18 protein-coding genes and 1 riboswitch are annotated in these 22,092 nt (G+C 34.5%); of the genes, 2 read left to right on the forward strand and 16 right to left on the reverse strand.

Going from position 1 to position 22,092, the window contains the following annotated elements:
* Positions 1 to 159: 159 nt before the first annotated feature.
* A complete protein-coding gene (locus T479_RS19780) occupies positions 160 to 657 on the reverse strand; it encodes a YehS family protein (protein WP_025220640.1) in 498 nt (165 codons plus the stop codon).
* Positions 658 to 851: 194 nt separating this feature from the next.
* Between T479_RS19780 and T479_RS19785 the strand changes: the two genes are divergently transcribed.
* A complete protein-coding gene (locus tag T479_RS19785) occupies positions 852 to 1,046 on the forward strand; it encodes an alpha/beta-type small acid-soluble spore protein (protein WP_029747426.1) in 195 nt (64 codons plus the stop codon).
* A gap of 401 nt (positions 1,047 to 1,447) precedes the next feature.
* On the opposite strand, the gene T479_RS19790 is transcribed toward T479_RS19785, so the two are convergent.
* From T479_RS19790 to T479_RS19825, 8 genes are all read right to left on the reverse strand, one after another.
* Positions 1,448 to 2,695 carry an MFS transporter gene (locus tag T479_RS19790; protein ID WP_025220641.1) on the reverse strand — a complete coding sequence of 416 codons (1,248 nt, stop codon included), beginning with the start codon at positions 2,693 to 2,695 and terminating at the stop codon, positions 1,448 to 1,450.
* Between the two features lie 95 nt (positions 2,696 to 2,790).
* Entirely contained in the window at positions 2,791 to 3,825 is a 1,035-nt protein-coding gene (locus T479_RS19795; protein WP_024364488.1) for a methyl-accepting chemotaxis protein, read from the reverse strand.
* Positions 3,826 to 3,862: 37 nt separating this feature from the next.
* Entirely contained in the window at positions 3,863 to 4,579 is a 717-nt protein-coding gene (locus T479_RS19800; protein WP_227665384.1) for a hypothetical protein, read from the reverse strand.
* Between the two features lie 35 nt (positions 4,580 to 4,614).
* Entirely contained in the window at positions 4,615 to 4,989 is a 375-nt protein-coding gene (locus tag T479_RS19805; protein WP_025220642.1) for a hypothetical protein, read from the reverse strand.
* Between the two features lie 148 nt (positions 4,990 to 5,137).
* Positions 5,138 to 5,225: riboswitch (cyclic di-GMP riboswitch) on the reverse strand.
* A gap of 182 nt (positions 5,226 to 5,407) precedes the next feature.
* Entirely contained in the window at positions 5,408 to 6,361 is a 954-nt protein-coding gene (locus T479_RS19810; protein WP_029747424.1) for a tRNA dihydrouridine synthase, read from the reverse strand.
* Positions 6,362 to 6,682: 321 nt separating this feature from the next.
* The gene (locus T479_RS19815) at positions 6,683 to 8,635 is read right to left on the reverse strand and encodes a lipoteichoic acid synthase (protein WP_025220643.1); all 1,953 of its coding nucleotides are present in this window, start codon (positions 8,633 to 8,635) and stop codon (positions 6,683 to 6,685) included.
* 372 nt (positions 8,636 to 9,007) lie between these two features.
* On the reverse strand, positions 9,008 to 9,991 hold the full coding sequence (locus tag T479_RS19820; protein ID WP_025220644.1) for a bile acid:sodium symporter family protein: 984 nt from the start codon (positions 9,989 to 9,991) through the stop codon (positions 9,008 to 9,010).
* A gap of 11 nt (positions 9,992 to 10,002) precedes the next feature.
* Entirely contained in the window at positions 10,003 to 11,391 is a 1,389-nt protein-coding gene (locus T479_RS19825) for an FAD-binding oxidoreductase (RefSeq protein WP_024364483.1), read from the reverse strand.
* A gap of 230 nt (positions 11,392 to 11,621) precedes the next feature.
* Here T479_RS19825 and T479_RS19830 point away from each other — a divergent pair, with 230 nt between their 5' ends.
* A complete protein-coding gene (locus T479_RS19830) occupies positions 11,622 to 12,347 on the forward strand; it encodes a FadR/GntR family transcriptional regulator (RefSeq protein WP_025220645.1) in 726 nt (241 codons plus the stop codon).
* 203 nt (positions 12,348 to 12,550) lie between these two features.
* Here T479_RS19830 and T479_RS19835 read toward each other — a convergent pair whose 3' ends face one another.
* The 7 genes from T479_RS19835 to cydS all read right to left on the reverse strand — a co-directional run bounded on the left by T479_RS19835 (position 12,551) and on the right by cydS (position 22,090).
* On the reverse strand, positions 12,551 to 13,405 hold the full coding sequence (locus T479_RS19835; RefSeq protein WP_025220646.1) for a hypothetical protein: 855 nt from the start codon (positions 13,403 to 13,405) through the stop codon (positions 12,551 to 12,553).
* 1,273 nt (positions 13,406 to 14,678) lie between these two features.
* Positions 14,679 to 15,548, reverse strand: coding sequence for a DNA adenine methylase (locus tag T479_RS19840; protein ID WP_025220647.1), 870 nt, complete (start codon positions 15,546 to 15,548; stop codon positions 14,679 to 14,681).
* A gap of 33 nt (positions 15,549 to 15,581) precedes the next feature.
* The gene (locus tag T479_RS19845; RefSeq protein ID WP_025220648.1) at positions 15,582 to 17,291 is read right to left on the reverse strand and encodes an AAA family ATPase; all 1,710 of its coding nucleotides are present in this window, start codon (positions 17,289 to 17,291) and stop codon (positions 15,582 to 15,584) included.
* Positions 17,292 to 17,963: 672 nt separating this feature from the next.
* A complete protein-coding gene (locus tag T479_RS19850) occupies positions 17,964 to 19,076 on the reverse strand; it encodes a DUF3800 domain-containing protein (protein ID WP_025220649.1) in 1,113 nt (370 codons plus the stop codon).
* Between the two features lie 311 nt (positions 19,077 to 19,387).
* Entirely contained in the window at positions 19,388 to 19,729 is a 342-nt protein-coding gene (locus T479_RS19855; RefSeq protein WP_025220650.1) for a hypothetical protein, read from the reverse strand.
* A gap of 757 nt (positions 19,730 to 20,486) precedes the next feature.
* Entirely contained in the window at positions 20,487 to 21,860 is a 1,374-nt protein-coding gene (gene rlmD / locus T479_RS19860) for a 23S rRNA (uracil(1939)-C(5))-methyltransferase RlmD (RefSeq protein ID WP_025220651.1), read from the reverse strand.
* A gap of 107 nt (positions 21,861 to 21,967) precedes the next feature.
* Positions 21,968 to 22,090 (reverse strand): cytochrome bd oxidase small subunit CydS family protein, encoded by a 123-nt coding sequence (cydS, locus tag T479_RS24240; protein ID WP_255313777.1) that lies wholly within the window; start codon positions 22,088 to 22,090, stop codon positions 21,968 to 21,970.
* Positions 22,091 to 22,092: the final 2 nt, after the last annotated feature.

The following is a 22,092-nucleotide window of genomic DNA, read 5'->3' on the forward strand; positions in this document are numbered from 1 at the left end:
TCCGTCACATTTATCAACTGTTCAAAGAAAATAATGGTGATTTTACAATTTATTTTTTATTGCTTTTATTGTTATTATGTACTTCATCCAATACAAACAAAGGCGGGACGCTTACTGTAGGTAAGCATCCGACCACAATTCGCTTTAACAATTTAATACTTAATCTCTATATTTATATGTTAAACCTTTTAAAAAGTTTCTCACAAAGCGATCGCCACATTCTTTGTAATTACGATGACTAGGATTTCTTAAAATCGCACCTAACTCACCTTTCGATACTGTTACGCCACCTTCATATAAAATATCAAGCATATCTTCCGTTGTTAAAGCCATTGCAATTTTCACTTTTTTCAAAAGCATATTATTTGGGCTTTCTTTCCCTGTAACCGGTGGTGGCCCTTCCTGTTGACCTTGTTTTGATTGTTGAGGGCCACGTTTAAAAGTAATTAAACCATTTAAAAATGCCTCTACCATTTTGTTATTACATTTAATGTAATTCTCTGGGATATCTTCTTCATCTTCTTTAATTTTGATAAGCATGTTTAATACATCCTCTTTAGTGTATTTCATGCCACCAAGCTTAAAAATTTCTACCATATCCGTATTTTTAATATCTAGTGCATATCGTAAACGAATCAAAATATCATTATTCGTCATAGCAAAACCTCCTTGATTTCCTTGCAAAATCTGAATTTATAAGAGCCAGGCTTTATTATAACAGAGTAAATTGTATTTTTAGCTAGCTTTGCAATTATTCCTCGCCTATAGTATGTAGATTGCACATTTCCTTGTTTTTAAATGTATGAAAATCAAACTGCCGACCATTCTAATAGCACAAGGAGGTGAGAAAAATGGCTAATAAAAATCGAAGTTCCAATAAACTTCAAGTTCCTGGTGTACAAGAAGCTGTTAATCAAATGAAATATGAAATCGCACAAGAATTCGGCGTACAACTTGGGCCAGATGCTTCTTCTCGCGCGAACGGTTCCGTAGGTGGAGAAATCACGAAACGACTTGTAGAAATGGCTGAAAAAAGACAAAAATAAATAAAAGGTGCCAGGCACTAAAACAATTCAGAATTGTTTTAGTACCTGGCACTTACTTTCTTGCTCCTTTTATCATAACGAAGATAAATACTAATAAAAGAATAAGTAATGCACCTATAATTACGTATCCGACCATACTTGTTATTCCCAAAACACTAATACTCCTTCCATACATAAAGTGGAACAAAAAATTTACCAATATAGAACCGCTATATTCCACTTTAGTTTACCTATTAAAAATACCCTTCTACTTCTACTTCTTCAACTAAACTGCTCTATTAGTATAATAAATTTAACAACTAGAGCTTTCTATTCATTCACAGTAATTTCATTTTTTCCGATAAACACAATTTATAAACTTTTATTTTTAGATTGTGGCTCTCATTTTCAATTCCACACCTTTAGATACTACGCTTTTCCTTAAAGTACAGCACACCAAACAAACCAATGATGGAGAAAAGAACTGGCACTATAAAACCATAGTAGTAGCCATCATCTACATAACCTGAAACAGATTGAAAATGATCTAATAAATAACCAAAAATAATGGGCAACAAAACGGCACTTAAAAAGCCTCCTGTATTGGCAAATCCCGAAACTACACCAGCTTCGTGTAAAGAGAATGATTGCCGTACAGCCGCAAATGTTAATGCACTTGCTCCATACCCAAAGCCGATGATAAAAAATAGTACCAACAGCAAGAAAAAAGCTGGATGTCCATTGCATATAAGAAACGTAAACCAACTAAGTAAAACAATACTATGCACGACAATATATGGCCTTTTAATCGTATCTAGCCTGCTAGCCAGCCAACTAGTTAGAGGAGCTCCGATTAGTGCCCCAATAAGACCAACCATAATCAATTGGCTTGCATCCGAACGTGTCATTTCATATAAACTCATTCCGTATGGTACAGCCCAGGAACTAATAAATCCTACATAACCTCCTACTACACCAAAATGGCAAAAAAATAGAGCCCATGCTTGGGGATTGGTAAATATTCTTTTCAGTAATACGGATGTTTTATCACGTTGTTCTTCATCGGTTACAAAAATTTGCTCGTTGATAAAGCGTGTTTTAGGCTTTTTTACAAGTACAAAATAAAGGACTAGGCCACACAGGGTCAATAGTAGTCCTGCGCTACAAAAGGCCATCCTCCAACCTAGTAAATCAATCCACGTGGAGAAGGGGACTGTCGCCAATAAAAACCCTAGACTTCCAGTCATACCTGCCAGACCAATTAAACGTACAAACTCCTTGCGATGAAACCATTGTGCCAAAATAAGCACCATATTAACCCAAATTGTTGCATCCCCTACTCCAGTCAATATTCTCGAAAAAAATAGCATAAGTGCATGTGTACTAAGACTATAAATGATTGTACCGATCCCTGTAAGTGTCGCCCCTAAAATTAAAAAAGCATTTGGGCCGTAACGATCAGCCAAAATCCCCATTGGTACTTGTAAGCTTGTGTATACAAAAAATTGGATACTTGTTAATAAGCCAATCGTTGCTGCCGTGACCTGAAAATCACTCATTAATTGATCTGTAATTAATCCTGGCGCTGTGCGTTGGCTCGCCATTAACAAATAAGTTAACAATACAACAACAAATACTACCCATCTGTATTTGCTATTTTGTTTGTCCATGGATATCTACCCCTATTAGCTTTTACTAGAATATATGAAAGAGTGCCAGACACTAAAACAATTTTGAATTGTTTTAGTGTCTGGCACCGATTTCTCTATATTTTTAAGCTGACAAGGTTGCCTGCTTCTTGCACTAATTTATCCATTGTACTTAATTCGTCATCGCTAATTTCAACTAGCTCCTCAAACATTTCCACAGATTCACGTGAAATGAACGAAATGTCTCTCATTGCCACCATGATTTGCTGAGAGCTTGAAGATAATTCTTCTGTACTTGCAGATGAATTGGCATTATTTTCAGCAATAATTTTTGTCGTTTCTACAATTCTTTCGAACATCGTACCAATTTCTAAAATGGTAGTATTCGTTTGTGCAAACTCTTCTGTTCCTTGCTTCATGGATGTAACCACTCGATCCGTCTCTTCTTGAATATTTTTTACGATATTCGATACTTCAGCAGCGGACTGTTGCGATTGTTCTGCTAATTTCCGAACTTCATCCGCAACGACAGCAAACCCTTTTCCATGTTCACCTGCACGAGCTGCTTCAATAGCTGCGTTCAATGCTAATAAATTGATTTGCTCTGAAATCCCTGTAATTACTTTGACAATCTTGCCAATCTCATGTGATTTTTCTCCAAGGATATTGATTGCATCAAAAGTTGTATTAATCGTTTGATCAAATTGCTCCATTTTCACCATCGAATCTTTTAGCTTTTCGTTACCTTCTTGCGTCAATTCTAACGTCGTATTCGATTGTTCTGAAATTTGGTTTGATCTTATAGACAGTTCTTCGATAGCCACTGTGATGTCTTCAATCGAAGTTGAACTTTCCTCAGTAGCTACTAATTGTTTTTTTAACCCTTTTCCTACCTCATCAATGGCTGCTCTAACGATATCAGCCTTCTCCGCTGCATACTCTCCATGTTCAACAAGATTTTGACCTTTTTCATTTATATTTTTTTCGTATAGATGAAATTGCTCTTTTAATTGACTTGCAGATAATTCCTCTGCCCCGTTTGTCACTTCACTCTGACTATCAGCCTGACGTTTAAGCGAAAAATATCGGTAAGCAAAATACAAGGACGTGCATAATAAAAATACTATAATCACTAGCATAATAGCATCCATGATATAAAAATCTCCTATTCTCTCTACCTATGATGTTTTATAACTCTTTTACAATAATATAAATTCCATCAGCTACAGTCGCTGGGATATCGTTTAAATGCTCATTGCTTTCGTATTTATGAACAATGAAATCCCCTTCAACATTTACATACTTTTCAAATCCATGATACTTCTGTAACAAGCTCATTGACTTCGGATTTGTTGCTTCAGCTAACACCAGTCTTAACCCTTCTTCAGATGCTTTTTGAACTAAAATATCACCTAACGTTTGTACAATTTCATGGCGATTGTGCTCAGCGATGACACCTAATAAAAATAAATGCAGCACTTCATTGTCTTCCATTTCTTTTCCATAACGTTGTTTATAGTCATTTAAGAAACGAACATCGATATCCTCTAATACATCCATCACTATATTCATATCAGAAAACGTGCCACTAAAAATAGGACCTTCATGTATTTCCAGCGCGTTTGTATCTCCAACTAAAGCGCCTACTACATTACGTTCTGCATCGAGCGCAACAACACAGTATCCTTGATGCACATTGTCTTCAATGTATTCTTTCGTGAATTGGTAGAAATCATCATAAGGTAATTTTAAGGAGTACCCGATTATCGGTTCTTGCACCCATTTACCGGCTACATCTACTCCAACAAATGTTTTTGCTAAACATGTTGCCGCTTTTTCAATTAAATCTGGTTGGTCTTTTGTAATGATTTCATATGTATATACATCTTGTAATGTTGGCATCATAAATTCCTCCAAATATGCTTCTAGTGATTTAAAAACTATCGTGTTGCTAATTGTGATACATTGTCAACTACTGTTCCTGGGAAATTCACTCCCTCTAAAGCATTTCTCACTTGCACATAGGCAATTTTAGAGGCTGGATTGACAATATAGATATCTTTGAAACCAAGTGATGCGTAAAACATTAATGTTTGCCCTAGCTCCGCTGAAACTTTAGATGGAACAGGTGATTGATACGTTGCATCAACTACAAAGGTATAGGATTTTTTTGGTACTTTCGCCACTGTCTCTTCCAAATCTTTTATATATTCCTCTACAAGTTCTGCTTTAATAAATCCTTGAACTTGAATGTGTACTTCTTTTTTTGCTTCATAAATCGCCATATTATATTTCGGTTTATCAACGACTAACATTTTTAATCTCCTTTTTCATATAGTTTTTTTACTATCCTATACTAACAAGACTTTATTAACGCTATAGTTCTTTAATTTGTCCCCTTTTAGGAAAATAAAAACTACCCTTATTATAAAAATTAAGGATAGCCAAATAATCGTTTATTATTTTGGCAACCCGACTATCATAATCCCTATAGGATTTTAGACTCGTAGCTTTGCGTCCTTACCTTTCAGTAAGTTTGCCTTTTCATTTTCTTAAAATAATACTAACATTATTACAATTTTACATTATAAATTACATGTCAATTTTTGTCGACACTAGTAGTATTATCTAAAGAATATTAGGTAAATATAAGTAATATTAAGATACTACGTAGTAAGAATGTAGTACGTGCCAGTCACTCAAACAATTTAGAATTGTTTGAGTGACTGGCACCTATTCAAATTGATTGAGCAATTCGCGTACTTCATCCGTTGTCTTTGTATTCATTAACTGATTTCTTAATTCACTTGCCCCGCGGAATCCTTTAACATAGATTTTGAAAAAGCGATGTAGCGCAGTAACTGAACGTGGTAGCTCCTCAGCATATTGATCTTGAAGATCAAGCTGTAATCTTAAAAGATCAAGATATTCTTTACTACTATGTTCCTTTGGCTCTTTTTCAAAAGCAAATGGGTTTTTAAAAATACCTCGTCCAATCATCACGCCATCCACACCATATTGTTCAACTAGCTTCATACCTGTTGCACGGTCAGGGATGTCACCATTGATTGTTAATAGCGTATTTGGTGCAATTTGATCTCGTAATTTTTTAATTTCCGGAATTAGCTCCCAGTGTGCTTCTACTTGGCTCATTTCTTTTCTCGTACGCAGATGGATTGATAAGTTGGCGATATCTTGTTTTAAAATATGTGTAAGCCATTCCTGCCACTCATCCACTTCTGTGAAGCCAAGTCTTGTTTTCACACTGACAGGCAGTCCACCCGCTTTCGCTGCTTGAATAAGTTCCGCAGCAACATCAGGACGTAAAATAAGACCGCTTCCCTTGCCTCGTGAAGCCACATTCGGTACAGGACAGCCCATATTAATATCAACACCTTTAAAACCAAGCTCCGCCATACCAATACTCATTTGTCTAAAATATTCAGGATTATCTCCCCATATATGAGCAACCATAGGCTGTTCATCTTCAGTAAAAAGCAAACGTCCTCGCACACTTTTCTGACCCTCTGGATGACAATAGCTATCTGAATTTGTAAACTCGGTAAAAAATACATCTGGTCTACCTGCTTTACTTACGACATGACGAAACACAACATCCGTCACATCTTCCATTGGAGCAAGTACAAAAAATGGTCGCGGTAAATCCCGCCAAAAATTATTCGTCATATTTTACTTCAAACCCTCTCATTATAGGATATTCGGTTATTCACTTATCCCCTAAAACTTCATTGCTTCTACTTCTAAAAACGACTCGTCCTTAACACCGTAATGCTAGTTTCAGCAATAAAGTCATTATTATAGTATAACCTAGCTTTTGTTATTTATCTTCATACAGTTCCTACTTTAATTAGATTTCTAACTTCTAAAATCAGGAAATACTATGCACTAGCAGCTCGTGTTAAAAAGCGAAAAGGCAGTCCTAGCTAACGGTACAATATCATAAACTTCGTGATATCAAACTCATCATCTTGAACTGCCTACTAATTATTATTTAGCTTCTATACTGTCATCTTTGTTGTAATTGTACTTTGAAGGGTCTACTGGCGTATAACCTGTTGGTTTATAAAATCGCAGTAAATCACCATTCACTACTTTGTCAGATAAGCCTAATTTAAAATCTACTTCTTTTTTAATAGCTTGTGCTGCCTCTAGTTGACTATCATCTAGTAGTAATCCAGTTTTATTATCATAAAATTTTTCATTAATTGAATAAATCTCTGGACTCACAAAATCGCCATTTCTAAATGGCACAATTTCATTATGCTCATCTGATAATAAATCTGAACCGAATTGAATAAAGTTTTGCGTATCAATTCCTAGTAAATGTAAAAGTGTTGGCAGCAAGTCTGTTTGACCACCATACGTATGGTTGATACCACCTTGCATACCTGGAACATGAATAAATAATGGGACACGTTGTAAATTAGCACTTTCATATGGTGTAATTTCTTTCCCCAAAACTTGTTCCATTGCTGCATTATGATTGTCTGAAATACCATAATGGTCACCATAAAGAACAATCATTGAATTATCATATAAACCTGATTCTTTTAGTTGATTAAACATTTGTTCAATTGCTTCGTCGGCATAGCGTGCTGTTTGGAAATAATTATCTACACTTGCATCGCCTGTATTCGCTTTATCGATTGTTACTAAGTCTTGATTCATTTTATATGGATAATGGTTCCCTACCGTAATTAATTTAGTATAAAACGGTTGTGGTAAAGAATTTAAAAAGCTTTGCGATTGTTCAAAGAACGGTTTATCTAACAAACCATATTCAGCCATGTTATCTGAAGAGGCTGTGTCATAATAACTTGCATCATAAAACTTATCAAATCCAAATGATTTATATATAACATTTCGGTTCCAGAAGCTTCCGTTGTTACCGTGGAAGACAGCCGATGTATAACCATAATCTTTTAAAATACTTGGTGCTGCTTGATACGTATTTTGTGCTTTTGTAATATAGGCAGAACCTTGTGGTAATCCGAATAAAGAGTTTTCTAACATAAATTCTGCATCAGACGTTTTACCTTGACCTGTTTGATGGAAGAAATTATCGAAATACAATGTATGATTATCTTTTGCTAATGAATTTAAAAATGGTGTAACTTCTTGACCGTTTAATTTATAGTCGATTAGGAAGTTTTGGAATGATTCTAAGTGTAAATAAATTACGTTCATTCCTTTTGCTGCACCAAAATATTTTGCATTCGGATTAGCGTAGTTCGATTTTGTATAGTTAATTACTTCGGTAATATCACTACTATCAGCCAACGCTCTTTGTGAGGAAGCTTTCATCGTTTCTACTGAGTCATAAATCGTATAGTTATACATACCTAAATATTTCACAATATAGTTTCTATCAAACCCTCGCGTTAATAGTTGAGGGCGACTAGCCTCAGCTAATCCTAAATTGACAACTGATACGATTAATGCAAAAGCAATAATCGTCATTGCTTTTTTATATCCAAATGATTTTGTTTCTTTTGGAACTTTGCTTGAGAATCGTAAATAAAACATGACAACGACATCCACAAAGAACAAAATATCATAAGGTTTTAATAATGAAAGAATACTACCACCTAAATCGCCAAAGTTTTGCGTTTGGAAAATGGTCGGTAATGTAATAAAATCACTAAAAAATCTGTAATACACTACATTAGCATATAAAAGAATTGACATCAGCGTGTAAATAACAAGCAGTAATGTATATTTTTTCTTTCCTCTAATTAAAAAAGCAATCCCTAAAAATAGCATTGCTGAACCTAGTGGATTTAAGAGTAAAAGGAAATGTTGAAGTGCTCCTTCTACACCTAAATCAAATTGTGCTGTTTGCGTGATGTATGTTTTCATCCATAACATGACTACAGCTACTATATATATCCCTAAAAAGCTGTTTAATAAGTCACTTTTTTTACTTATTAGACTTTTCATTTCTGCACCTACCTATTACTTATTAATTGAAATCTAGTGTTAGATTGTTCGTATAAATTTCGGAAAATTATTACTTCACTATAGCTTTTTTTCGGTAGCTAATGTATAATACTCCCGTTTCCACACTTCTGTCAAGTTGTAGACGATATTGCAAGAGAATAAGTTTCGTTTCTCACTACTGCTGCTATGCTTGCCATAAAAACATCCTACAAACATTAGTTTTACTAACCTTTGACAATACATTTATTTGTGAAAAGATTTATCCTAAAAGAAATCGATCGTAACATACCTATAACGAGCAAAAAGAAGAACGAATTCCGGCAAAATTGGAATTCGTTCTTGTCTTATTTTATTGATAACGTCTAGCATCTTTTATACTTGTGTTTCGACGTTGCTTTCTTGTATTTTTTCACTAAGCTGATGTTCAATGTTTTCCGTTTTTTTCGACCAATAAGTGGCAAGAATCGGACCAGAAATATTATGCCACACAGCACCAAGAACACTCGGTAAGGCAGCTAACGGACCAAAATGGGCAGTGGCTAATGCTACCCCAAGACCAGAGTTTTGCATCCCCACTTCAATGGAAATCGCTCTCCGATTACTTTCATCAAGTCCTAATAGTAGCGCTGTTAAATAGCCAAGCAGCAGTCCAAATGCATTATGAAGCATTACTGCCGTAAAAATAATAAATCCTGCCGATGCTATGCTATCAACATTGCCAGCAACAACTGCAGAGACAATAATGATAATAGCCACTACTGAGATAAGAGGAATGACGTTAATGCTCTTTTCTACAATCTGTGGGGCAAATTTCCGAATAACAATCCCCAAAATAATCGGCAAAATAATCACTTGAATAATAGAAGTAAACATTGCCATTGGATCGACCGGCATCCATTTACCTGCAAGTAATAGAAGTATGAATGGTGTGGCAATTGGCGCTAATAACGTTGAAAAGGAAGTCATCGTAATGGATAATGGGACATTGCCCTTCGCTAAATACACCATGACGTTCGAAGCAGTACCCCCTGGAACTGAACCGAGAAGAACAAGCCCTGCCGCTAATTCTGCGGGTAAGTTCATGATATAGGCAATGGAAAAAGCAGTCAGCGGCATAATAAGATATTGAGCACAAACACCAATAATAACGGGCACTGGATTCGTTAAAATTAATTTGAAATCAACCGCTTTCAACGATAGTCCCATACCAAACATAACGATGCCGAGCAATATTGTAATATAGCCCCCAAATAGTAAAAATGGGTCGGGAATGATAAAAGCAATAACAGCTATGCAGATGACCCATAGCGCAAAGTATTTTCCAGCTATCGTACTAATCGCTTCTAATATTTTCATATTCCCACTCCCTATTTCTTTATTTTTAATATTTTATTTGGATTCAACAGTGCATCCGGATCAAGCGCTTGTTTAATCTTTTCCATCACAAGCAGTGCTTTCCCATGTTCTTTCTCTTGGTATTTCTGTTTCCCTATACCGACACCATGCTCTCCTGTACAAGTTCCCCCTCGTTCAAGCGCATACATAACAATTAATTCATTAAATTCATCCGCCTTTGCTATGTCATTAGCATCCTGCATATCAATCATTAAAAGAACATGGAAATTGCCATCACCGACATGTCCAACAATCCCCCCTGTAAGGGCAAACATATTCAGTGTTTTTCTCGCATGTTCAATAGCCCCTGCTAACTCAGAAATCGGTAAACAAACATCTGTCACCATCAGTTTTTTTCCTGGATGTCCATGGACATAGGCGTAAGCTAAATTATGGCGAGCTTCCCATAGCTGATTTCGCGCTGCATTGTCAGTCTCAAAAACTATATTTTGACAATTATGCTCTGCTACAATTTCTTTCATAAAATCAACGTCTTGCTTTAAACCAGCTTCATTTCCATGAAACTCTAAAAATAACGTTGGTTGCTCCTCATAAGCTGTTTTACTATGCAAGTTCACTTGTTTCATAGAAGGTTCATCAACCAGTTCGACTCTTGCGATTGGAATTCCGGCCTGTAAAATACTAACGACTGCTTCGACTGCATCATTGACTGTTTTGAAAGATGCTCGAGCAGCCATTACATATTCAGGAAGTCCATAAACTTTTAGCGTCAATTCCGTAAAGCAACCGAGCGTTCCTTCAGACCCTACAAAAAGACCGTTCAAATGAAAGCCAGATGAAGATTTTTCCGCTAAATTACCGGTATGAATAACCGTACCATCTGACAGCACAACTTCTAAATCTCGAACTTGATCGCGCATTACTCCATATTTAACAGACGTTGTGCCACTCGCATTTGTCGCGGCCATTCCACCTAGTGTTGCATCTGCCCCAGGGTCCACTGAAAAAAACAAACCGTATTTTTTTAACTCTTTATTTAACTGCGAACGCGTTACCCCTGGTTGAACTTTTACGAGAAAGTCCTTCTCCCTCACTTCTACTATGTTGTTCATGTCTGAAAAATCAATGGTAATCCCTTGTTCATAAGGAATTACATGTCCTTCCAAGCTTGTTCCTCTGCCAAATGGGACAATTGGAACTTTATATTGATTTGCAATAGTTAGTATGTGACTCACTTGTTCAGTTGTTGTTGGAAACACAACGATATCCGGCAAACTAGCTTGATGATAAGATTCATCACTACTATGTTGTTCTAAAATTGTTTGATTGATCGTTACTTGGCTTTCTGACAGAACACCTTGTAGCGCGCTCACCAATTGTTCATTTGTTACACTTGCCATCATTTTATTCTCCCCTTTTTTTCTCCCATTTTCCCAAAGTCATGAATGATAAATGAATAGGTTATACCAATATTCATAAATATTATAATTGGTCCAACCATTTTTATTATACTTAATATTCAGAAAATATCAATAATTAATAATTTTCTTTCATTGCTAACGAAGTGGGAATTCTGTATGATTAAAGCGTTTATACTTTTACTATGTAATTGAGGGGAAGGACATAGGAAATGCTGCAACCAAAGAAAAAAGCTTATCAAGTTATTGTAGATCAAATACAGGAATATTTTTTAAATGGAGAATTACAGCCTGGAGAAAAACTACCGACGGAAAGAGAATTAGCGAGTCGCTTTAATGTAAGTCGAACATCGGTTAGAGAGGCACTGCGAAAGCTTGAAATAAAAGGAATTATAGACATTAAACAAGGCAGTGGCAGTTTTCTGAAATCACCTGAATGCCATTCATTAGGACAAGAGCTTTCCTCTACCATTTTAAAAACAGAAAAAAAACTTATTTATGAAATGCTAGAGCTTCGCCAAACACTTGAAGTAGAATGTGCCTTTTTAGCTTCACAACGAGCCACTTCTGAAGATTTAGAACGAATTGGGCAAGCATTGGAAATGATGAATCAAGTAAAACATGACGTGGAACTAGGCATTCAAGCTGATTTAAGCTTCCATATTAATATCGTTCTCGCTGCTCATAATTCAATCTTCTCGCAATTATTTCAAACCCTTAGCGAACATATGCAAGATACAATCCGTGTGACCCGAACACAGCGCTTGAAAGACTTAGACCGTACGCAAGAAACTATAGATGAACATAAAGAAATTTACTTGGCCATCGCAGCCGGTGATGCCACGCAAGCCAAACAACTAATGGAAAAGCATATTAAGCAAATCCGAAGAGAATTGACTGCCTCCCTTTTCAATCATATTGGCGAACAACATAAATAAACTGCATCTACTCAATAAAAAAGCCACGGATTGATATTAAATCCTTGGCTTTTTTGACAAAAACTAAAAATACATAAATCAGTAGATCTTATTTATATTTCATACAAAAAAAACGAATCCCATTAATAAGAATTCGTTTTTGATAAAAGATTGTATAAAAACATGTCAGTTCCCTGTCACTCTTATTATCTTTGGGATAACGTCTAAATACGCAATAATGCCCCATTCGGCTTTGGTAAATCATGAACTGTTATCTGATTCATTTTACAAAAATGTTTTAAAAATTGTTGTGCAAGTTCTCGTTCTGTTGGTTCACTTTTCAATGAAACGATATCAAGTAAAATTTGAGCCATCCATAAATTATCAAAATAACGGTATTTACCTGTATTCCATGTCATTTTGTTAGGGTATTTTTTATCTATATAATATTTCCAAAAAAGTAGCTGATTCGATTCCTGTTCTGTAAGTTGGAGTCTGTATTTTGAATGGGCCGGAATATTCCCATCTTCACACAGCTTACCGATAAAATCTTCATTCACCATATAGACACCTAAAATACGTCTGTCTTTTTCAGACATGCCGGAATCTAATGCTGTTAATAGGACAGCGCTATTTTGGTGCATGCGGTTAGGTTTGTTTGGCTTTCCTTTGTTATTACCACTTTTTATAGCGCCTGAAAAAACCTTCCACTCTAACAAAGAACTAGTCTGTTCTTCTGTGTCACATTTAAAAACCATTTGAGATTCTGGGTGCAGTTTATGATGTTTCATCAGTTTTTCGTGTTCTAAGCGAAGTTTTTGGTTTCTTCGTTGCAGTTCTTTTTCTTCTTCCTTCCTCATTTCTTCTTCCTTACGTTCGATTTCCTTTTTTTGTATTATTTTTTCAATTAACTGAGCATCACTTTTATCATGTAATTTTAAGTACTTTCCAAATACATCAGGAAAAACAAACATTTTATTTTCTGTTGCAAAATGTATTTCAATAATGGACTCATTATGTTTAACGATACTACCCATGCCAAAACGCTTATGTGTAACTTTTTTATTAATTAGATTCATTATTCTAGTCCTCCTTATGGAATAAAACCTCGGTTACTATTAGATAGTCAATTAATCATTTAATTCAACTACCTACCTCAAAAAGCCCACATAACTGTTTTAATTTTTTTCTTCGTCTTAATAAGGGATATTAAAAAAACGTATCCAAATTCTATCTGCAAAAAAGGTCAGCGGAATTCGAAATACGATTTAAAAAAACAATTATAAGACTATTATAACATTTTTTTAAAAAATCACAAACTTATTGTTGACAACATATTTTATTATGAGGTAAAATTAAAAATTATTCTCTAAATCCTCATGAAATTAGAGTCTTATAAAAAGTCACAAAGCTTCTGAAAAGCCCCTATAAAATGCAACTGATTTCCGGTGTTAAGATAGGAAATCTTCATAAAATAGATTATATAAGTAGTTCCTTTCCTAGAAAGAACGGATGGAAATCTATGTACTAATCCTATAGGCTGAACATTCTTATTTTCCAATTAAGTTCCATATGAAAAGACCCCAATTTCGCAAAAGTTATTTGCAAAATCAAGGTCTGTATTGAAAATATCTACTTTTTCAAGTTTTATAGGAATGCTGTTAAATTTTTCGAATCAATCAATAATATATGTGTCCCCTGTATATTAAACCAACGCCAACCACGCAACAGCCTATGTGTGGAGGGTATGTGGCAACTCAAAAGATGCCGGTGGGTTTATACAAACTGATTGGTTAAGTTTTCCAATTAATACTCTTAAAGAAAGGCTCCGTTCCTAATGTTCTCTAACCTTTTCTTCATACCTACACTACATTATTATTAGAAGCTAATACTAATCTCAAATCAGTTTGGGTACACGGTTACAAATGAAGTAGAAAACATGCTAATACCTCACTTAATTAGTATTGCATTTTAGAATGATATTAAATACACTTTTCTGATTTTATTATTCATTTTTTTATTCCCGAATAGTTCCACTATTCGGGACCCGTTCATTATATCAGACAATCCCCTTTTTCTATGGTTATGGCCTTAGGAATTCACTAAATAGTCATTAAGAGTAAGTATAAATTTACATATATCGACACTTTACATGGAGTAGGCGATATAATAGGCTATTTTGCTAATTTAGCTCGTTGCTAGGTGTTCTTAGCCTAAATCGTATTGCTAGTGGCTCCATGCCAAACTATTTCATATATGCTTTAAAATTTAGGTATTTGTATTTTATTAACGACCATTCGCTACCAATTAATTGGCATAATCCATTTTATAGAAGTGTCATTTCTCAATTTATTATAAATTATTTAATTCTACTTTATCATATGATTCAATATTCAAATTCGGGTTGAAAATTAAGTACTCTTTTTCCTTTCTTTTTTTTGTTACAGAATAATTTAAGTCATAAGATCGAATAGGATAGCCTGAATAAATATCTTTTATTGCGCTTTCAAAATCATATGTTACAATCCAATTATAATTATTCAATTTTCTAATCTTTTCAGATAATAAAACATGATCGTTATGTTGAAAAAAGTTAGTATATAAATTTTTCCCTTGCTTATAGTATGGTGGATCAAAAAATATAAATAACTTACTAGGATCTTCATGGATAATAACTTCATCTATTAATGCATTAGCATCTAAATTATATAAATCAATACAATCACGTTTACGATTGATTTCTCTTATTTTCTTAATAAGTGTCTTTTTATTAAATCTTGCATCTATTTTATCCTTAGCTGTCTGCTCCATATTACCTATAGGTCCGCCCGTTATGATTCCAGATCTACATGTTCTATTCAAGAAGAAGGTAGCGAACGCCAAATCAATACTATATCCAGAATTTATTAGTTCACTATAAATTTTCTTTTGAACAAGCCACTCATCTATAGTTATCTCAATCTCTTCAATTTTATCTATAAATTTCTCAATATCATTAAGAATTGAATACCAAATAGAATAAATTCCATTATTTAAATCATTTAAAATTACTCTTTCCACTTTTTGGGTTAATAGTAACTCAATTGCAACCCCAGCCCCTCCAGCAAATGGTTCACAATACACCCCTTCCACAACACCATTCAATTCCATGTTATGAGAGACAAACTTATGAAGTTGAGTCTTTCCTCCCGGGTACCTTAATGGAGATTTTGTATATGGCATTTGGATTCCTACCTTTTATATATTAATTAAACCTTACGAGGTTTTATAAAACTCTTCAATCAATGATTTGGGTGCTTTCTTTATATTAATTAAAATAGATTTTAGTGCTTTTTCATATTGTAAATTAAATTCTCGAACTGTCTCTTTATTATTTTCACACCACAACCTAAATGGATTACTTTTCACTGGCCCTTTAATCAACCTTTGAAGCTGCTCATTTTTATAAAACTCTTTAAATTTCTCTCTAACTATTCCTGCTTTATTCGCGTTAGACGATCTATATATATCTACTAATTTAGAAATATTTATTATTTCATTCCCCTTAATCTCTAGTAGCCCAATTATATCATTAGCTATTCTTAAAAATACACTTTTCGTAAAACGATTACTATTCCTCCAAAAATCATCGTCTGAAGGTAAGTTGTATAAAAATTCGAAAACTAGCTGATCTGGAGGTACTTGTGTTGGCAACAAAATAATATTTTTATATTTACCTTTTGCGAATTGTTGATCACCGTCCAAAATAATAATGCTTTCTTTAGAGAACTCTGGAATATTCCTATCATGCAAAGTTAGATATTGTTTACATCCCAAAGTTATATCACTAAGTAGAAGAGATGGCTTTCTTAGTTTGCGATTTGTTACTAAAGCATTAAAAAAGTCACTAGCTTCTTTATCTTCAAAATAAATATTCACTTTAGGTAATTGTACCTCATTCCCAACATCAATTGTCTCTACATTTAGATCTGCATCAATATCTGTCCAAGAAATATCCTCTAATACCTGTAATTTACCATAAGTATCTGTTAAATATATAGTTTTATAGTTTCTTGAATCCTTTTGTTGTAAATCGAAAACCTCTTGTACCATGATTGGCGAATGAGAGGTCATAATTATTTGTAAATTTAATTCTTTAGCCAATTGAGCTAAAATTTTAATTAATTCCTTTTGAGCTGCTGGAAATAATCCTGCATCAGCTTCATCTATTAATAATATTCCCCCCTTATAATTTGAAAATTCCTCTTTCAGTTTTTTAAAAGATAAAATGGCTTGTATTATTTGACCTACGTTATCCTCTCCTGCAGAAATGGCTTCCTTATCATAATTTTCTCCGTGAATAGCTAGCGAAGGTAGAGTTCCTGTAGTAGGTGTTATATTCGTTATTTTGTGTTGAAGAAGGATTTGATTTGAAAGTCTTGTCACGTAGCTTAGATTATCTTTTATATATTGAACATTTTGCTCAATATATTTTTCTCTAGAACTAATGGGTAATAATCGTTTAAGGCTTAAGTAAATAACTGGGTGGGTAATGTTTCTGTCACTATTTCCTCTCAATATGGGACGCGCTTTACTTCGATCTTTTGATTCATTTAAAGTAAGCGATAAATTTTCCTTCAATTTATCTTCTAGTGCATCAAAAATGCTTAATCTTACCTCCATACTTCCTTTCACATCAAATTCCGAAGAAAACCTAAAATGGTCAGAAAAAGGCGATTCAAAACTTTTATCAAATAAACTTTTATACTGTCTTAAATTATCTCTTTCAACAATATCTTCTGAGTAATCTGTTCTAAAACTAAAGACTTGTGCAACAATTCCTAAAATTGTAGATTTTGAAGTTCCATTTTTCCCACTTATTATTGTAATTCTCTCACCTAAATTAATATCTATATTACTTAAACCTCTAAATCTATCTATATTTATGGTTTGAATATAAGTTTTTAAATCTGTTTTTTTAGCCACTATTTACACAGCCCTTTCATTTTTTGGTTTTATAACTTAAAAAAGGAACAAAATAAAAATATTGAACAATAGCTTCCTAATTATCTAATATACTACATTCAAAATATTATTTGTCGAAAATTATAAAACATTGTATTTTTTATGTATTAAAATCCCAATATATTTTTCTTCGCAAAAAAAGCTAACCACTCCTTTTAAAGAGCAATTAGCCATTTGTTGATTTTCAACCTTAATAAAGAAGCGATAAATCAAAAGTACTTTAGTTATTACATCATGCCGAACGTAAGGTGAGAGTATGGTATATTTATATTTGTAAAAATGTTCATTATAACATTTTAATGAATTTTTGTCGTTTTTCACAGGATATCATTAGCAAATGTTAGCACGTTTAGATCTGAAAACATTTCTAAAACACAAAATAAAATTAAACACTTGCTTAAATTAAAATATTTATTACTTCATTAACCATATGGTATAGCCTTCTCACCAAATAATATGCGTCTAATTCTCTACATTGCTATATATCATCAGGAGTCGGTGTTTACACACTCCTCCTTCAACTGACATTTCAAAAAATATTGTGCTATTATTCTTTCCAGCACTTTTCAGATGCCCAATCCCATCTCACAAAAGCGTTTTGTCATCGTTAGAATATTCACTGTCTAAATTATACTAATCAATGCCCCCCTTCTCTTGCACCATCCTATAAAGAGTCCGCACCAATTTATCAAGCCAAAAACCATTAAAATATGCTCGTTTAACAATAGCATCATAGAGCACTGCACATCTATCAGTTAGTTCAACTTCTGAGTCATTGACTTTTTTCATTATCCATAGCGCCACGTCAATGAGTTGAACTCCGGCGTTCTGTGAAGAGTTAATAAACTCGATGTCTCCCGAGAAGGTTTCCATTAATCCTGCTTTTGAATATTCAAACGGATCTGAAGTAACGGTTACTTTACTTGTAAGAGCAAATGCATTTTTAAGTTGTTTATCAAACTCAGTCTGCTCGTCGTGAACTACCCGAGAGATCACTTTCTTATTATCCATTAGTACTTTATGCAATGCATCTACTGACATATTAAAAGTAGCTAAGTTTGCAGATCTGTATTTCGCATTATTTCTATATACATCATCGAACTCATCCGTAATCCCTTCAGATTGTATACGTTTTAATTCTTTACTTAAGATATCTAGTTCTAGAATTTGAATCGGATTAGTAGCTGCATAATCGAAGATTTCGCAAAACAAGTCCTTTTCGTAAATAAACTCATCGTTGTCTAGAGCATGCTCTTTAATATCCTGCATAAGTTCAACAAATTTAGGAACACCTTTTTCACCTATGCTTAACACGTCCCAGAACCTTCGACGATGTTCATTGGTCAGTGTTTTTGCTACAGATAAAGCTGTCATTAACCTAAAGAATTCTATGTTATACATCTCGGAAGGGACAGCCTCATTGTTCTCGGGGTCAAAAACAAGATCTACAAACTTCATTGTTGCAACATGTTCTCTTTCTACCCGAGTAAAAACAAAAGTTACATCTAATTCTTCATAAAGTTCAATTAAACTATCCGCGAGTCTGTTTAGCCGCGTTAATCCTAGCTCGCCTCCGTGTAGTTCATTGAAACCTTCCGTCTGAGCTAATTTTATAATCCTCTTCAGAGTTGAATCCACATCACAAGATGACAACATTACTCCAACCCAATGAAACTTGTCTCCACCACTAAATATTTTCACACCTGAATTTCCAGATTCATCGATGTATGCTGTCAATTGATCCATGAATCGACCTTCCTTCCCAAATATAATGCAAATGTTTTAAGCATACCATAACGTATGATCATGAAAAAAACTAATTGAAGAAACATATAAAAGAATAGGTTTCCACTCCAAATGGACAGAAACCTACTCCAATAGACTATTTCCTAAGCGAAACACAGCACTCTAACATGTACGGAATGTATGTGGCAACACATGAAAAATTGGTGAGTTTATTAAAAATGCTTGGTTAACCTAAGCAAAAACCATTTATTGCATTTTATTGTATAGTACTTGTTTATCTATACAAATAACACCCCTGTTTAAGATTAAAATCAACACTTCTTCCAATATACGTCCAATTCGACAATTATTTCCTCTTTTCCATCACCTGTAATCTTACAATAATCTAAATATGGATAATAATATGGAACTTCTTGATTTGGCGAAATTTGTAAGTACTCTTCCACCACACTTCCATAGAAAGTAAGAATTTGGTCATTTATAGAAAATTCAGATAAAAAATCATATTCCTCAGTTATACCATCATCCATTCCTAATGTTTTTGCTTCTTCAATATAATCAAACTCAATTCCTTCAATTATGGAATAACCCTCAACGTTAACTCCTTCTTTTTTTAGTTTTCTTTCAATTATCTTAGCTGGAATATTTGCCATAATATAACCCCCTAAATGTAATAAGTATATTATAAATTCTCTACTATTTTAAATCTAGTTATTATCTAAAACCGGGTAAGTTCCGTTACTTAAAGTCTTGAACTACAAGAAGCAGCTGCAAAACAGTATCTTGAGTCATTGGGATTTAGTGACGAAGAAAATTTTATTATTTGTCTTGATGATCATGATGTTCCAGCAACGAAACTAAAAATGAATCAAAGACCGAATCTAATGCAACTAATTCGTTTAATAAAAGAAGGGAAAGTTAAAACAGTGGTGGTCTAAATCATGAATGACCTAAAACCCCTATAAAAGAAGAAAGCTTTGTACAGACTTTATTGAAAATGCTCAATAATAAAAAGCATCAGATTCAGAAAGAGTTACAAAAAAACTCAATCTGAAATTAATGCTTAAAAGCAAAAGAAGTTGGATTACGTCGATTTAATTACTGATGATATATCTCAAGAGAAGAGTTAGTCGAGTACCGCAAACTACAGATGATAAAATAAAAGGGACTCCAAAATAAGAAAACTCAACAGTATGAAAAAATAAACGAATGTGAAGATGAAAATTACGCAGTTTCTATCAGCAAAAAGTTGAAAGATATTCTTTCATTAGATAAACTGACACCTCAAACTCTTCATCCATTAATTGAGCGGATTACTTGTACACACGAAGGTAAAATCCATATACACTATATCTTAGTCAATCTCTTAGAAGGGGCATAAAACTTTATACAAAGACAACAAACGATTCGTTAGTTGTCTTTGTATAAAATGAGTTGCGAGACACACTCCACATGTGTAGAGTGCGGGAACATATCAACTGGTTGTATTTCTTGTGTTTTGTATCCGCCATCTTCCAAGATGCGTAGGTCGCGTGCGAGTGTGGCTGGGTTACATGATACGTATACTACGCGTTTAGGACGCTGCTCTAAAATCGTTTGTAAAAGGGCTTCGTCGCATCCTTTACGTGGTGGGTCGACAACTAGGACATCCGCTTCCTTGCCTTCCTTATACCAGCGTGGAATGACTTCCTCTGCTGGGCCTGCCTCGAAGTACGTATTGGTAAAGCCGTTCAGCTCTGCATTGCGTTTTGCATCTTCAATGGCTTGGGGTACGATTTCAACACCCATCACCGCTTTTGCTTTTTGTGCTAGGAATAAAGAGATGGTACCGATGCCGCAATAGGCATCAATGACACGTTCATGTCCTTGTAAATCAGCATAGTCAAGCGCTTGCTTGTAAAGCACTTCGGTTTGCTGCGGATTTACCTGATAGAAAGAACGTGCTGAAATTTCAAAGCGTACATCGCCGATAGCGTCAATAATGATGTCTTTGCCCCAAAGGTTAATCGTTTCATCACCAAAAATAACGTTTGTTTTATCGCTATTGATGTTTTGCATAATGGATGTAACATTTGGTACTAGCTTTATTATGCTCGCTACAGCGGCATCTTTTTGCGGGAATTTTTTCTTTTTCGTCACAAGTACAACCATGACCTCACCTGTTGCACGTGCTGTACGGATTACGACGTGACGTAGCATGCCTTCATGTGATGCCTCATTGTATGGTTGCATGCCGATAGCTGTTAATTCTTTTTTAAGACCAGAAAGAATTGCGTCTGCCTCGCCCGTTTGAATGAGACAGCGATCCATATCGACAATGGTATGGGATTTTGTTTTGTAAAAACCAGCAATCACTTGACCGGCGTCATTTGTGGAAAATGGAATTTGGGCCTTATTACGATATTGCCATGGTTCCTCCATCCCTTTCACTGGTAAAACGGGTGCGTCGATTTTGCCTAGACGTTGCATAACATTACGCACCATATTTTCCTTCCACTTTAACTGACCTTCATACGATAAGTGCTGTAACTGACAGCCCCCACATTGCTTGAAATAATCACAAGGTGCTTCTACTCGATCAGGTGAAGGCTTTAAAATATCCAAGACTTTTGCAAAGCCATAATTTTTTAATGTTTTTAAAACATGGACTTCTGCTGTTTCATTCGGTAAAGCCCCTTGGATAAATAATGGATAGCCTTCGACTTTTGCGACACCATTGCCATCATGTGTTAAATCTTCTATATAAACTGTAAGTTGGTCATTCTTTTTTACGGGTGCTGACATTCGTACATCCTCCATTTCAATCTCCTTATTGTAGCATGTGATAGCGGAGGAAAAAAGAACAAGGCTTGAATTTATCAGGTTGTGCTAATTTTGCTAAAAAAGAGCCGCTATTCGCGACTCTCTTTCTTATTTTTTCTTACATAATCATCCTTTGGTGCCCACCAAAACATAATGATGATACTAATAATGACGACTATAAACGGCGCATAAAATATTTCGATTTTTTCCATAC

The sequence above is a fragment of the Lysinibacillus sphaericus genome (assembly GCF_000600105.1).
Lineage (GTDB): Bacteria > Bacillota > Bacilli > Bacillales_A > Planococcaceae > Lysinibacillus > Lysinibacillus sphaericus.

What these genes read in the sequence shown, in the direction of transcription:
- T479_RS19840 (WP_025220647.1), bottom strand. Translation starts at nt 15,548, where the DNA reads ATGCCATATACAAAATCTCCATTAAGGTACCCGGGAGGAAAGACTCAA.
- T479_RS19855 (WP_025220650.1), bottom strand. Translation starts at nt 19,729, where the DNA reads ATGGCAAATATTCCAGCTAAGATAATTGAAAGAAAACTAAAAAAAGAA.
- T479_RS19835 (WP_025220646.1), bottom strand. Translation starts at nt 13,405, where the DNA reads ATGAATCTAATTAATAAAAAAGTTACACATAAGCGTTTTGGCATGGGT.
- T479_RS19815 (WP_025220643.1), bottom strand. Translation starts at nt 8,635, where the DNA reads ATGAAAAGTCTAATAAGTAAAAAAAGTGACTTATTAAACAGCTTTTTA.
- T479_RS19795 (WP_024364488.1), bottom strand. Translation starts at nt 3,825, where the DNA reads ATGGATGCTATTATGCTAGTGATTATAGTATTTTTATTATGCACGTCC.
- T479_RS19785 (WP_029747426.1), top strand. Translation starts at nt 852, where the DNA reads ATGGCTAATAAAAATCGAAGTTCCAATAAACTTCAAGTTCCTGGTGTA.
- T479_RS19810 (WP_029747424.1), bottom strand. Translation starts at nt 6,361, where the DNA reads ATGACGAATAATTTTTGGCGGGATTTACCGCGACCATTTTTTGTACTT.
- T479_RS19825 (WP_024364483.1), bottom strand. Translation starts at nt 11,391, where the DNA reads ATGGCAAGTGTAACAAATGAACAATTGGTGAGCGCGCTACAAGGTGTT.
- T479_RS19800 (WP_227665384.1), bottom strand. Translation starts at nt 4,579, where the DNA reads ATGATGCCAACATTACAAGATGTATATACATATGAAATCATTACAAAA.
- T479_RS19780 (WP_025220640.1), bottom strand. Translation starts at nt 657, where the DNA reads ATGACGAATAATGATATTTTGATTCGTTTACGATATGCACTAGATATT.
- T479_RS19820 (WP_025220644.1), bottom strand. Translation starts at nt 9,991, where the DNA reads ATGAAAATATTAGAAGCGATTAGTACGATAGCTGGAAAATACTTTGCG.
- T479_RS19805 (WP_025220642.1), bottom strand. Translation starts at nt 4,989, where the DNA reads ATGTTAGTCGTTGATAAACCGAAATATAATATGGCGATTTATGAAGCA.
- T479_RS19790 (WP_025220641.1), bottom strand. Translation starts at nt 2,695, where the DNA reads ATGGACAAACAAAATAGCAAATACAGATGGGTAGTATTTGTTGTTGTA.
- T479_RS19830 (WP_025220645.1), top strand. Translation starts at nt 11,622, where the DNA reads ATGCTGCAACCAAAGAAAAAAGCTTATCAAGTTATTGTAGATCAAATA.
- cydS (WP_255313777.1), bottom strand. Translation starts at nt 22,090, where the DNA reads ATGGAAAAAATCGAAATATTTTATGCGCCGTTTATAGTCGTCATTATT.
- rlmD (WP_025220651.1), bottom strand. Translation starts at nt 21,860, where the DNA reads ATGTCAGCACCCGTAAAAAAGAATGACCAACTTACAGTTTATATAGAA.
- T479_RS19850 (WP_025220649.1), bottom strand. Translation starts at nt 19,076, where the DNA reads ATGGATCAATTGACAGCATACATCGATGAATCTGGAAATTCAGGTGTG.